The sequence below is a fragment of the Mesorhizobium sp. GW821-FHT04C10 genome (assembly GCF_059420305.1).
Map to the genome: position 1 here is coordinate 1,370,944 of NZ_JBWKTL010000001.1, position 13,772 is coordinate 1,384,715.

At 65.6% G+C, this 13,772-nt stretch carries 8 protein-coding genes; 3 read left to right on the forward strand and 5 right to left on the reverse strand.

Features of this window, described 5'->3' with window-relative positions; all coding sequences use genetic code 11:
* Positions 1–127: 127 nt before the first annotated feature.
* Together AC07UC_RS06645 and AC07UC_RS06650 are read left to right on the forward strand one after the other, a co-directional pair.
* A complete protein-coding gene (locus AC07UC_RS06645; protein ID WP_494904751.1) occupies positions 128–4,942 on the forward strand; it encodes an NAD-glutamate dehydrogenase in 4,815 nt (1,604 codons plus the stop codon).
* Positions 4,943–5,142: 200 nt separating this feature from the next.
* Positions 5,143–6,519, forward strand: a complete 1,377-nt coding sequence (locus tag AC07UC_RS06650) for an MFS transporter (protein WP_494904752.1) — start codon at positions 5,143–5,145, stop codon at positions 6,517–6,519.
* 40 nt (positions 6,520–6,559) lie between these two features.
* Here AC07UC_RS06650 and purH read toward each other — a convergent pair whose 3' ends face one another.
* From purH to htpX, 4 genes are all read right to left on the reverse strand, one after another.
* On the reverse strand, positions 6,560–8,176 hold the full coding sequence (gene purH / locus AC07UC_RS06655) for a bifunctional phosphoribosylaminoimidazolecarboxamide formyltransferase/IMP cyclohydrolase (protein ID WP_494904753.1): 1,617 nt from the start codon (positions 8,174–8,176) through the stop codon (positions 6,560–6,562).
* A 123-nt stretch (positions 8,177–8,299) separates the two neighbouring features.
* On the reverse strand, positions 8,300–10,024 hold the full coding sequence (locus AC07UC_RS06660; protein WP_140776707.1) for a heparinase II/III family protein: 1,725 nt from the start codon (positions 10,022–10,024) through the stop codon (positions 8,300–8,302).
* 148 nt (positions 10,025–10,172) lie between these two features.
* The gene (locus tag AC07UC_RS06665; protein WP_494904754.1) at positions 10,173–11,561 is read right to left on the reverse strand and encodes an RsmB/NOP family class I SAM-dependent RNA methyltransferase; all 1,389 of its coding nucleotides are present in this window, start codon (positions 11,559–11,561) and stop codon (positions 10,173–10,175) included.
* Positions 11,558–12,580, reverse strand: coding sequence for a zinc metalloprotease HtpX (gene htpX, locus AC07UC_RS06670; protein ID WP_494904756.1), 1,023 nt, complete (start codon positions 12,578–12,580; stop codon positions 11,558–11,560). The genes AC07UC_RS06665 and htpX overlap by 4 nt, the downstream gene beginning before the upstream one ends.
* A 105-nt stretch (positions 12,581–12,685) precedes the next feature.
* Here htpX and AC07UC_RS06675 point away from each other — a divergent pair, with 105 nt between their 5' ends.
* Positions 12,686–12,907, forward strand: coding sequence for a DUF1674 domain-containing protein (locus tag AC07UC_RS06675; RefSeq protein ID WP_140776701.1), 222 nt, complete (start codon positions 12,686–12,688; stop codon positions 12,905–12,907).
* 180 nt (positions 12,908–13,087) lie between these two features.
* Here AC07UC_RS06675 and AC07UC_RS06680 read toward each other — a convergent pair whose 3' ends face one another.
* Positions 13,088–13,753, reverse strand: a complete 666-nt coding sequence (locus AC07UC_RS06680; protein ID WP_202325470.1) for an HAD-IA family hydrolase — start codon at positions 13,751–13,753, stop codon at positions 13,088–13,090.
* Positions 13,754–13,772: the final 19 nt, after the last annotated feature.

Genomic DNA, 13,772 nt, shown 5'->3' on the forward strand with positions numbered 1-13,772 from the left:
CTCCTCTTCGGGCGCCGCCTTGCCGCCGAATTCGGATAATTCTCGGCAAGCCGTCAAACCTTTGTCGCCAAACAGCGGTCATCTGCTACGATAGTCGTAAAAGCATTCGACGGGAGGGAATAGCGTCATGGCCAGCGTGAAATCCGCAGCGAAGCCGAAGAAAAAACTCACATCAGCAACAAAGACCGAGGAAAGGCCAGCCCGGCTCGCCGATTACCTCCTCGCCCGCGCGCCGGCCGAAGACATCGCCGCCTATGACGTGGCGGACCTCGAACGTGCCGCCGACCTCGCCGGCGAGGCGGTCGCCAGGCACAAGAAGGGCGCGTGCGTCGTTGCCGTCGAGACCGATTCGGGCGTCGCTCGCGAAGGCCGCCCGGTGACGGTCATCACCGTCGTCAACGACAACATGCCGTTCCTGTTCGATTCCATCCTCGGTGAGGTTACCGAGACATCGGGTGAGCCGACATTGGTCACCCACCCGGTCATCACCGTGCGCCACGGCAAGCGCGGTGTCGAGGAAATCCTGGGCGACGGCAATTTCGCCAAGGACGACGGCAATCACGACCGGCTGAGCGTCATCCACGTCCATATCCCGCGGCTGACCGCGGACGCGGCAAACGCCTTGACCGAGCGGCTGCGCAAGATGCTTGGCCAGGTTCACGCCGCCGTCAACGACTGGAAGCCGATGCTGGCCCGGCTCGATCAGGCGATCTCCGAGTTCCGCTATTCCGCGGTGCCGCTCGACAAGAAGAGCGTGGCGGAGGCGATCGCCTTCCTGGAATGGCTGCGCGACGACAATTTCACCTTCCTCGGCATGCGTGAGTTCAAATACACCGGCGGCGAGGAAAGCGGCAATCTGGAGCGCGCCGACAAGCCCGGCCTCGGTATCCTTAGCGATCCCGATGTGCTGGTGCTGAGGCGCGGCACCGAAGCGGTGACGACAACGCCCGAGATTCGCGCCTTCCTGCATGGGCCGGAGCCGCTGATCGTCACCAAGGCCAATGCTAAGTCTTCCGTGCACCGGCGCATCTATCTCGATTACATCGGCGTCAAGACCTACACCGCCAAGGGCGTGTTGTCGGGTGAACTGCGCATCGTCGGCCTGTTCACCTCGACCGCCTACACGCGGTCGGTGATGAAGATCCCGTATCTCAGGTCAAAGGCCGAGACCATCATCGCCAAGTCCGGTTTCGACCGGCATGACCACTCGGGCAAGGCGCTGATCAACGTGCTGGAAAGCTATCCGCGCGACGAACTGTTCCAGGTGCCGGTGCCGATCCTGCGCAAGCACGCCGCGGCCATTCTGGGGCTGATCGAGCGGCCGCGCGTTCGGGCGCTGGTGCGCGCCGACCAGTTCGACCGCTTCGTCTCGATTCTCGTCTTCGTACCGCGCGACCGCTACGACAGCGTCGTGCGCGAGAAGATCGGCGCTTACCTCAAGACCGTGTTCGAGGGCCGGCTGTCAGCCTATTACCCGGCCTTCCCGGAAGGCGGGCTGGCGCGCGTGCACTTCATCATCGGCCGCTCCGGCGGCAAGACGCCGAAAGTCGAGCAGGCGACGATCGAGGCGGCGATCCGCGACATCGTGCGCACCTGGGAGGATGCCCTTTCCGACGCGGCGGACGCCGATGGCGGCGACCAGGCGTTGAAGGCCATCGCCGCAAGGCTGCCGGAAAGTTATCGCGACTCCTTCAGCGCGGCGGTGGCGCTGGTCGATGCCGGGCGCATCGCCAGGATCAGCGCCGATAATCCGATCGCCATCGACTACTACCGCCATGCCGAGCAGAAGCCGCATCAGGCGGCGCTGAAGATTTATCACCATGGCAGCCCGGTGGCGCTGTCGCGGCGTGTGCCGGTGCTGGAAAACATCGGCTTCCGCGTCATCAGCGAGCGCACCTTCGAGGTCGGCGACGACCAGTCCGGCATGATCAATAGAGATCAGCCCGGCATGGTCTTCATCCACGACATGGAGCTGGAGAACAGCTATGGCAAGCCGATCGACCTTGCCGATGGCGGCGCGCTGTTCGAGGACGCGTTCCTGTCGGTGTGGCGCGGCGATGTCGACAATGACGGCTATAACGGCCTCGCCCAGACGGCCGGCCTGTGGTCCGGCGAAATCACCATCCTGCGCGCCTATGGCCGCTATCTGCAGCAGGTCGGCATTCCGCAAAGCCAGGACTTCATCGCTGCCGCCCTCAACCGTTATCCCCAGATCGCGCGTGGCCTGCACGCGCTGTTCATCGCCCGGCTTGGCCCCACGGCCGAGGGCGATGGGGTGGTGGCGGCAAAGCATCTCAAGGCCAAGATCAAGGATGCGCTGGAGGATGTGCCCAACATCGATGACGACACCATCATACGCCGCTACCTCAACCTGATCGAAGCCTCGCTGCGCACCAACCATTTCGTTACCGATACGAAGCAGAAAGGCCAGTCGCTGGCGATCAAGCTCGAGTCGCAGGCGGTCGAAGGGCTACCGGCGCCACGGCCGTGGCGCGAGATCTTCGTCTATGGTTCCGAGGTCGAGGGCCTGCATCTGCGCTTCGGCCCGGTGGCGCGTGGCGGCTTGCGCTGGTCGGACCGTGCCCAGGACTACCGCACCGAGGTGCTCGGCCTGGTCAAGGCGCAACAGGTCAAGAACGCCGTGATCGTGCCGGTCGGCGCCAAGGGCGGTTTCTTCCCCAAGCGCCTTCCAGTCGGCGGCAGCCGCGACGCGATCTTCGAGGCGGGCACCTCCGCCTACAAGAATTTCGTCTCCAGCCTGCTGTCGATCACCGACAATATCGGACTGGAGGGTGTCATTCCGCCGGCCGGCGTCATCAGGCGCGACCAGGACGATCCCTATTTCGTCGTCGCCGCCGACAAGGGCACGGCGACCTTCTCCGACACCGCCAATGCCATCTCCGAGAAGCATGGCTTCTGGCTCGACGATGCCTTCGCCTCCGGCGGCTCGGCGGGCTATGACCACAAGAAGATGGGCATCACCGCCAAGGGCGCCTGGGAAGCGGTCAAGCGGCATTTCCGCGAGATGAACCGCGACATCCAGACCTCGCCGTTCACCGCCGTCGGTGTCGGCGACATGTCGGGCGACGTGTTCGGCAACGGCATGCTTCTGTCGCCGAAAACCAGGCTGATCGCAGCCTTCGATCATCGCGATATCTTCATCGATCCCGATCCGGACATGGCGGCCTCGATGGCCGAGCGCGAGCGCATGTTCGCGCTGCCGCGTTCGAGCTGGCAGGACTATGACAAGAGCAAGCTGTCGGAAGGCGGCATCATCGTCTCGCGCAATCAGAAGTCGATCACCTTGCCGGCCGCGGCCTCGGCGGCAATCGGCCTCGGCAAGACGACCGCCACGCCGGTCGAGATCATGACCGCCATCCTCAAGGCGCCGGTCGATCTTCTGTGGTTCGGCGGCATCGGCACTTACTTGAGGGCATCCACCGAAACCAACGCCGAGGTCGGCGACCGCGCCAATGACGCCATCCGCATCACGGCGCTCGACGTGCGTGCCAAGGTGATCGGGGAGGGCGCCAATCTCGGCGTCACGCAGCGGGCGCGCATCGAATTCGGCATGAATGGCGGCCGCTGCAATTCCGACGCCATCGACAATTCGGGCGGCGTCAATTGCTCCGACGTCGAGGTCAACATCAAGATCGCGCTGGCGTCGGCCATGCGCAAGGGATCGCTGACGCGCCCTGCACGCAACAAGCTGCTGGCCGAGATGACCGACGAGGTCGGCGGGCTGGTGCTGTCCAACAACTATCAGCAGACGCTGGCGCTTTCGATCGCCCGCAAGCGCGGCCTCGCCGACATCGCGCATCAGGCCCGGTTCATGTCGGCGCTCGAAGCGCGCGGCCTGCTCGACCGTGCCGTGGAAACACTGCCGTCACCGGCGGCCCTTGCCGAGCGCGAAGCACGCGGCGAGCCGCTGACCAGGGCCGAGCTCGGCGTGCTGCTCGCCTATGCCAAGATCGTGCTGTTTTCCGACATCGTTGCCAGCGACGTGCCCGACGACGGGCATTTCGACCGCGATCTGATGGGCTATTTCCCGGACCGGATGGCGAAGAAATACGCCGCCGAGATCCATGGCCACCGACTGCGCCGCGAAATCATCGCCCGCGTCGTCGCCAACGACCTCGTCAATCGCGGCGGCCCTTCCTTCGTCAACCGGCTGCAGGAGGCCACGGGGCGCACCGCCGCCGACGTGGTGCGCACCTTCGCCTTGGTGCGTGACGGCTTTGCGCTGCCGGCGCTCTATCGCGAGATCGACGCGCTCGACAACCAGATCGACGGCCAGGTCCAGCTCGATCTCTACCAGATGGTGAGCCGGCTGATCTACGTGACCAGCGGCTGGTATCTCAAGAACGATACCGGCACGGCACCCCTTGGCCAGCGCATCGCGGAACTGCAGGAGGCGCGCAAGGCGCTGGAGCCGAAGCTCGTTTCGCTGCTGCCGGCGTTTTCGCGCGAACGCATCGAGGAGAAACGGCACGGGCTGTTCAAGGCCGGCGCGCCTGAGCGGCTGGCCGAACAGCTGGCGCTGAGCGAGGTGGCGGAACTCATCCCCGACATCGCACTGACCGCGCGGATGGCAAATGCCGACATCGTCGCCGCGGCAAGGGCGTTCTTTGCGGTGAGCGATGCCTTCCGCATTCCGCGCGTCGAGGACGCCGCGCGCTCGATCACGCCTTCGGACTACTATGATCAGCTGGCGCTTTCGCGAGCCACCGACACGATTGGTGCGGCGCGTCGCGGCATTGCGGTTGCGGCACTCACCGGCCATGCCAAGGCGGCCGATGCGGTCGCGGCCTGGCTGGAAGCCGGCGGCGAGCGCGTGGCGCGTATCCGCGAGCGGCTGCAGGCGCTGACCGAAGGCGGCGACATCACCGTGTCGCGGCTGTCGGTGGCGTCAGGGCTGATGAGCGACCTGACGGGGATGTGAGGCTTACCTTTCGCCTAGCGGGAGGGTCGCTGCGAAGCAGCGGGGGTGGCGGCGCCAGACCCCCACCCAGACCTTCGGTCGGACCTCCCCACAAGGGGGAGGTAAGGGTTGGCGCCTGCGACGCTTGTGTTTGCATGACCATCGGAAAACATGCAGACATGGCGCGAACCGCCAACGAAGCGTAGGCGAGTGGAGGGGATATGGCCGAGGTAGCAGTGCAGCGTGCGTCCGGGCGCGGCATCTGGGGATGGATGTTCTTCGACTGGGCGGCGCAGCCGTTCTTCACGGTCGTCACCACCTTCATCTTCGGCCCCTATTTCGTTTCGCGCATGGCGGGCGATCCCACCACCGGCCAGGCTGTATGGGGTTACGGCATAGCCGCCGCCGGGCTGGTCATCGCAATATTGTCGCCAATCCTCGGCTCGATCGCCGACCAGACCGGTCCGCGCAAGCCGTGGATCGGGTTTTTCGCGGCGATCAAGATCACCAGTCTCACCTTGCTCTGGTTCGCCGCGCCGGGCTCGAACCTGTTCCTGATCGTGGCGCTGTTCTCGCTGGCATCGGTGGCGGCGGAATTCTCCACCGTGTTCAACGATTCGATGATGCCGCGGCTGGTGCCGAAGAGCGAGATCGGCCGCATCTCCAACACGGCCTGGGGTCTCGGCTATCTCGGCGGCATGATCGCGCTGATCTTCGTCGTCACCTGTCTCGCCGGCTCGCCGGAGACCGGCAAGACGATCATCGGCATCAACCCGCTGTTCGGGCTCGACCCGAAGCTGGGCGAGGATGCGCGCGCCACCGGGCCGCTTTCGGCCGGCTGGTATTTCCTGTTCATCCTGCCGATGTTCTTCTTCACGCCGGATGCCATCAAGGGCATTCCGATCGGGCCGGCGGTGCGCGAGGGCCTGTCGGAGCTGAAATCGACGCTGGCCGAGGTGCGCAAGCGCGGCGGCATCTTCCGCTTCCTCGTCGCCCGCATGATCTACCAGGATGGCGTCAACGCGCTGCTGGCGCTTGGCGGCACCTTCGCGGCGGGCATGTTCCACTGGTCGATCACCGAGATCGGCATGTTCGGCATCATCCTCAATGTCGTCGCCATCTTCGGCTGCTGGATCGCCGCCCGGCTCGACACCGCGCTCGGCTCCAAGGCAGTGGTGATGATCTCGCTGGTCATGCTGTCCGTCGCCACCATCGGTGTCGTCTCGACCGGTCCGGGCTTCACCTTGCTCGGCCTGATCCAACTCCCGACCACCGACTCAGGTGGCCTGTTTGGCACGGCCGCCGAAAAGGCCTACATCATGTACGGCCTGCTGATCGGGCTGGCCTTCGGTCCGGTGCAGGCGTCGTCGCGTTCCTACATGGCGCGCAGCGTCACGGCGGCGGAATCCGGGCGCTATTTCGGCATCTATGCGCTCGCCGGACGTGCGACCAGTTTCCTGGCGCCGTTCATGGTGGCGACCATCACCGCGCTGAGCGACTCGGCGCGGCTTGGCATGGCCGTGATCATCCTGTTCCTCGGCATCGGCATGGCGATACTGGTTCGCACGCCGTACCCGGCGGACCAGCCGGCGGAATAGCTCCACTTCCCCTTCCCCAAAAGGGGGAAGGAAGAAGCGCTCAGTGCCTGAAATGCCTGACCCCGGTGAACACCATGGCGATGCCATGTTCATCGGCCGCGGCGATGACGTCGTCATCGCGCATCGAGCCACCGGGCTGGATCACCGCCGTAGCGCCGGCTTCGATCGCCGAGAGCAGGCCGTCGGCGAAGGGGAAGAACGCGTCGGAGGCGACCACCGAGCCCTTGGTCAGCGGTTCGGCCATGCCTGCCGCCTCGGCCGCGTCGAGCGCCTTGCGGGCGGCGATGCGGGAGGAATCGACCCGGCTCATCTGGCCGGCGCCGATGCCGACGGTGGCGCCGTCCTTGGCATAGACGATGGCGTTCGACTTGACGTGCTTGGCGACGCGGAAGGCGAATTTGAGATCGGCCATCTCAGCCGGCGTCGGTGCCCGCTTCGTCACCACCTTCAGCTCGAGGTCGTCGACCACGGCATTGTCCCGGCCCTGAACGAGCAGGCCGCCGGAGACGGACTTGACCGTCGTGCCGGGCGAGCGCGGGTCGGGCAGACCGCCGGTGACCAGGAGGCGAAGGTTCTTCTTCGCCGCGACGATTGCCGCCGCTTCTTCGGTGGCGTCGGGCGCGATGATCACTTCGGTGAAGGTTTTCACGATTTCCTCCGCCGCCTCGGCGTCGAGGGTGCGGTTCACGGCGACGATGCCGCCGAAGGCAGAGACCGGATCGCAGGCAAGCGCCTTGGCATAGGCTGCCTTCAGCGACGTGCCCTCGGCGACGCCGCAGGGGTTGGCGTGCTTGATGATGGCGACAGCGGCGGAGCGGGCAGGGTCGAACTCGCCGGTGAGTTCGAAGGCGGCGTCGGTGTCGTTGATGTTGTTGTAGGACAGCTGCTTGCCCTGCAGCTGTCGTGCCGTGGCGACGCCCGGACGCTTGTCGCCATTGACATAGAAGCCGGCGCCCTGGTGCGGGTTTTCGCCGTAGCGCATCACCTCGGCCAGCCTGCCGCCGAAGGCGCGCCAGGTCGGATGCTCGATCTCCAGCGCCTCGGCGAACCAGCCGGAAATCGCCGCGTCATAGCTGGCGGTGCGGGCAAAGGCCTTGGCCGCCAGCTTCTTGCGAAAATCCAGCGACAGCGAGCCGATGTTCATCTCCAGCGCGTTCAGCACCGAAGCGTAATCGCCGGGATCGGTGACGATGGCAACATAGGCGTGGTTCTTGGCCGAGGCGCGGATCATCGCCGGGCCGCCAATGTCGATGTTCTCGACGATCGCCGCATAGTCGGCGCCGGAGCGGCGGACTTCCTCGAACGGATAGAGATTGGAGACGACGAGGTCGATCGGCTCGATGCCATATTTGCGCATCGCCATGGCATGCTCCGGGTCGTCGCGCACGCCAAGCAGGGCGCCATGCACCGACGGATGCAAGGTCTTGACGCGGCCGTCCATGATCTCGGGAAAACCGGTGAGCTCGGAGACGTCGCGCACCGCCATGCCGGCTTCCGCGATCGCCTTGGCCGTGCCGCCGGTCGAGACCAGCTCGACACCGGCCGCGGCCAAGGCCCTGGCGAAGTCGATGAGGCCGGTCTTGTCGAAAACCGAGAGCAAGGCACGGCGCACGGGGACGAGATCCGGGGCGGGAATGTTCTTGGCGGCGACGGCCATGGGCTGGCGGCCTTTCACGGCTGGAGGGGCAAGCCCGCGCCGTAGCACATGACATCAGGAAATCAAGCGGCAAGCCAGCGCTGCACACTTTTCGGCGTCATGCTCCAGCGGTGGCCGGCAAGATCAATTGTTTTCCGGATAGCCGGCGATGCTGGTGCGCGTCAGCTGCCAGTGGACTTCGGACACCTCGGAGGCCTTGAAGGCAAGCACGATCTGCCGGCTGCGGCGCGGGCCGCCAAGACCGGCGAAATAGATCGATTCCTCGACCTCCGGCACCACTTCGCCTGACGTGAATACCCAGCTGTCGGCCTGGTCGGCGGTCAGCACCAGGCGGTCGTGCTCGTCCTGCAGCAGGTTGATGTCGGGATGGACGTGGAAGCGCACGGTGATGAAGTCGCGGCCATTGTTGCGGATCGAGGCATTGCCGGGCCGCTGGAACCGGTCCCTGCCGGCCAGCACATTGCCGTCCGTCGACAGCTTCAGCTCGCGCTCATGCAGGAAGCCGAACCGCTGGATATAGCCGTCATGGCGAGCGATGAAGCCCTGGACGCCCTTCTGGTCGATGCGCTTGCACTGCACATGCTGCGGGCCGCCGATCAGCGGCGAACCGAGCAGGTCGTTGACCCGCAGCGAATGGCTGAAGCGAGCCGATGAGGTGTCGTTGATGGTGGCGGTCGAGTGCGCGGCGGTGGCGCGCGCCAGCGGCCGGAATTCGGCGGCGCCATAGGTGTCGATGCCGGCATTGACGATATAATGCTGGCGGCCGGACGACAGTTCGAAGGCGAGGCAGCCTGCATGCGCGGCGTTGGAGACGTCGACCGGCGGCGGCAGGCCGGTGTCGGCAATGACCGTGACGCCGCCCATCGACAGCCGCTCATAGCCCGAATGCGGCGCGTGCAGCAGGGGTGCGCCGGCGGTGTCGTCATGACGCAGGATGGTGGCGATGCGGTCATGGATGGTGGCGCCCATGCCGTTGAAGCGCGCGAGGCTGCCATCCTGGTGGCGGAAGAAGCGCAGCGCCGGCAGCATGCGGTCGATGGCGCCGATCAGCGCCTGCGGCGGGGTCTCGGCCTGGTTGGCGTAGGTCTGGCGCAGCGGCAAAAGGTCGGCGAGGATTTCCAGCACCGCCATCGGATTGCGCGAGATATGGCCGCCATCGGCGAGGATCTGGCGGTTGAGCTCCTCGGCGAGGTTGCGGGTTGCGCCGCGTAGCGCCGAAGCCGGCGCCGGCAGCGAAAGAGCGGCGAAGGCTAGCGCGATGCGGGCACGAAGCCGGTCCTTGCCGTCGGGCATTTCGCGCGCCATCGACCTGAGATAGCGGATCTGGACGGCCAGCGATTTCAGGAAAGCGCGGTAGAAGGGAAATTCGGCTCCCTGCAGCACGACGGAGGAATGCTGCAGCCAGGCGATGATGCGCTTGGCCGTCGTGCCAGGCTCCCAGGCGACACCGGCAATGTTGTTGCCATGCATGGCGATCCAGTCGGACACCAGGGCACGCGCATTGGCGGCGGCAAGCTCGGTACCGGCGGCGCGCATGTGGCGCAGCCAGCGAAACCCATGCAGCGTCTTCTGCCAGCCGCGGTTGGGCACGTTGATCTGGAAAGGGGATTTGCCGCCGGTTTCGACCAGATGCCCCGACAAGGGATAACGGCCGTAATAGATCTCAAGCGCGATCTGCGGATCGGCGAGGCGCAGGTCTGGTGGTGCGATCAGGACGCGTTCGGGCGTGCGACCGGAATAGCGCCAGCGATAAATCGGGCCGGCACGCAGGCGCCGGCGCGTTTTGCGCCAGAACTCCTTCGCTACCAGCGTCCACAGACGCGTCGTGTTGCCGGCAGCAAGTGCCAAAAGCCCTCCTGGTCGTCCTCTACCCCGGCACCAAGTTTACATGATTGAACGACTCGTGCGAAGGCGAATTCCTGGGACCGGGTCCGTTTCACCGGGTTTTGTCCCATCCCCTCCCTAAAAAAGTCAGCAAATCCGGATGCTTACATATTCAGCCGGCGCGCCGCATGCGGGCGGCGAAGAAACCGTCCAGGCCGGAACGCTCCGGCGCGCCGAGATCGAGATCGGCTGGCGTGGTGCGCAGCGTGCCTTGTTTCGTCAGGAACGAATCGATGCTGGCGATCTCGCCCGGATGCAGCGGATCGTCGACGACATCAGGCGATTGCTTGAGGAAAGCGCGATAAAGATCCTCGCCTTCGAGCGGGTCGAGCGAACAGTTGGAAAAGACGATCCTGCCACCGGGCTTGACCAGGGTGACGGCGCGGGTGAGCAGCCTGCGTTGCAGGTCGGCGAGCTTTTCGACATCGGCCATGGTCTTGGTCCACGGCACGTCGGGGTGGCGGCGTACCGTGCCGGTCGACGAGCAGGGCGCGTCGAGAAGCACGGCGTCGAACAGCTCCGCGGGCTCGTATTCTAGCAGGTCGGCCTGGACGATGTCGGCCGAGAGGCCGAGGCGGTCGAGATTCTGCGCCAGCCGCGCCAGCCGGTTCTTCGAGGTGTCGACGGCGGTGACCCTGGCGCCGGCCAGGATCAGCTGGGCGGTCTTGCCGCCGGGCGCCGCGCAGAGATCGGCCACACGCAATCCCCTGGCATCGCCGAACAGTTTTGCCGGCAGACTGGCCGCCGCATCCTGTACCCACCAGGCGCCTTCGGCGAAGCCCGGCAGGTCGGTGACCGCGCCGACAAGATTTTCCACGCGCACCGTGCCGGTCGGCAGCACGGTACCACCAAGCCTTTCGGCCCACAGCTCGGGATCGGCCTTGACCGAGAAATCGACCGGTGCCTCATGGCGATGCGCCGCCAGGATCTGTCGGGTCTTGTCCGCGCCATAGGCGGCCTGCAGCCGGTCTGAAAACCATTTCGGCGCTTCGTCGGTGGCGGCAAGGGCGGCCGGCAGTTCGGTTTCCTTGGCTCGAGCCAGCGTGCGCAGCACGCCATTGACCAGGCCGGAAAAACGCTGCGTGCGCGGATCGGACTTGGCGTGGGTGACCGCGAGGTCGACGGCGGCGCTGTCGGGAATGTCGAGGAACAGGATCTGCGCCGCCGCCACATGCAGTATGTGCGACAAAGCGGTGGCATTGGGCGGCAGCGGCTTTTCCAGGCGCTTTGCCAGCAGCCCGGTGATGGTCATGCGATAGCGCAGCGCGGTGACCAGGATGGCGCGCACCAGGCCACGGTCACGCAGGTCGAGCGCCCTGTATTGCGGATGGCCGTTTTCGTGGTCGGTCAAGCCGTCGAGCGGCGTCCTTGCGTCGATGACGGCGGCAAGCAGCCGAGCCGCTGCCTTGCGGGCGGCCAGACCGGCGACGAATTCACCGCCGTCCTTGTGGTCCTGATCGCCTGAGCCTGTGCGTCGAGGTGTTCTGCCTGCCACGCTCACGACCACCGGCCTTTGGGCCCGGTCGGGTTGCGACCCCATGGATTGGGTTTCGGCTTGGCCGGTTCAGCCGGCGGTTCGGCAGCGGTCGGCTTGCCCCAGGGGCCGGCCGACTGCTGCTCGTCGGCCTGCGATGGAACCGGCGCCTGGCGTTGGGTGGTGCGTGCCGCGCCGTCGCCCATCCCGCGCGCCATCTCCTGCAACGCGGCGATGCGGTTCTCGGTGCTCGGGTGGGTGGAGAACAGATTGTCCATGCGCTCGCCATGCAGGGGATTGATGATGAAGAGATGCGCCATCGCCGGATTGCGCTCCGCATCGGGGTTGGGAATGCGTTCGGCGCCGCGGGCGATCTTGTCAAGCGCGGATGCCAGCCAGAGCGGGTGTCCACAGATTTCGGCGCCGCGCCGGTCGGCCTCGTATTCGCGTGTGCGGCTGACCGCCATCTGCACGATCATGGCGGCGAAGGGCGCCACGATCATCGCCGCCAGCACACCGACAAAGCCGAACGGGTTGTTGTTGTCGCGATTGCCGCCGAGGAAAAACGCGAAATTGCCCAGCATCGAGATGGCGCCGGCAAAGGTGGCGACGATGGTCATGGTCAGCGTGTCGCGGTGCTGGACATGGGCGAGCTCGTGCGCCATGACCGCCGCGACCTCCTCATGGCTCAACCGCTGCAACAGGCCGGTGGAAACGGCGACCGCCGCGTTCTGCGGGTTGCGGCCGGTGGCGAAGGCGTTCGGCTGCGGATTGTCGATCAGATAGGTTTTCGGCATCGGCAGCCCGGCCTGCTTGGCCAGCGCCTGGACGATGGCGTAATATTCCGGTGCGTTCTTCTCGTCGACCTCGACGGCATGGTTCATCGACAGCACCATCTTGTCGGCGTTCCAGTAGCTGAACAGATTGGTGCCGGCGGCGATCAGCAGCGCGATCATCATCCCGCCCGAACCGCCGATCAGGAAACCGACGCCCATGAACAGCGCCGTCATCGCGGCAAGAAGCATGGCGGTGCGGAGAGTGTTCATCGTCTGCTCCTGTCGTGGTGGTGGCAAAAAGAGGTCGATAGTCTCGGTTTCATGGCTATATGATGGGAAAGAGCTGCCGCTGTTTCAATCCGCGGGGAATATCGCATGACCGACGAAACCAGTAAAACGCCCGCCGAAACCGACGGCGACGCCTTGCCGAAGGAGCTGACGCCGGCCGCACGGCGGGCGCTGGCCGAGGCCGAGGCCCGGCGCACCGAATATCGCGAGAAAGAAGCCGCCCTGCCGAAGGAACTCGGCGGCCGTGGCGGCAAGGAACCCGGCCGCTATGGCGACTGGGAGGTCAAAGGCCTGACCAGCGACTTCTAGGGTGCGTTGATATTCAGGTGAGGCCGACCTGCAAACGGTGGCTTCCTGCGCTTCCCCGTTCTACTGCGTCGCAGTAGAACAGTGCTCACGTACCCAAAAGTACGCTCCGCTCCGGTTCTCGGAAGCCACCATTTTCGGCTCGGCCTGACTTGAATCCCAACACACCCTGGCCAGTCTTGCTTAGGCAGCGTTGCGCTGCCGCTCAAGCGCCAGCCAACCGCGCTCGTCGATGGTGATGCCGACATCGTCGTAGCCAGCGATGGCTGCATGGTGCGTCGGCAACGGATGCGCGTGTGTGGCGCTGATCACCATGACCGCGGCTTGCGCGGCCTCGGCCGCCGAGATGCCGGCCGGAGCATCCTCGAACACAAGGCAGTCGCGCGCATCGACGCCGAGCCGTTCCGCTCCCAGCCGGAAGCAGTCGGGCGCCGGCTTGCCGCGGGAAACGTCTTCCGCGGCGACGAGGACGGCGGGAACCGGAATGCCGGCGGCCTTCATGCGCGCCAGCGCCAAGGAACGTGGCGCCGAGGTTACGATCGCCCAGCTTGCGCTTGGCAACGCATTGAGAAACGCCACGGCGCCGGGGATCTGGACAATGCCATCCAGATCGTCGGCCTCGGCCTTCAGCAGCAGGTTGGCCTCATGCGCCGGATCGACGCCTGGAAGGGCAAGGTTCGTGATGGTCTCGATCGCCCGCACGCCATGGATGGTCGGCAGGAAGGCGGCGACGTCAAGACCATGGCGGCGTGCCCAATCGCTCCACACCCGCTCCGCCGAGGCGATGGAATTGACGAGGGTGCCGTCCATGTCGAAGAGGAAGGCGGCGAATTTTCTGCCAGAAAACATGATTTTCCTTGAAGTCCGG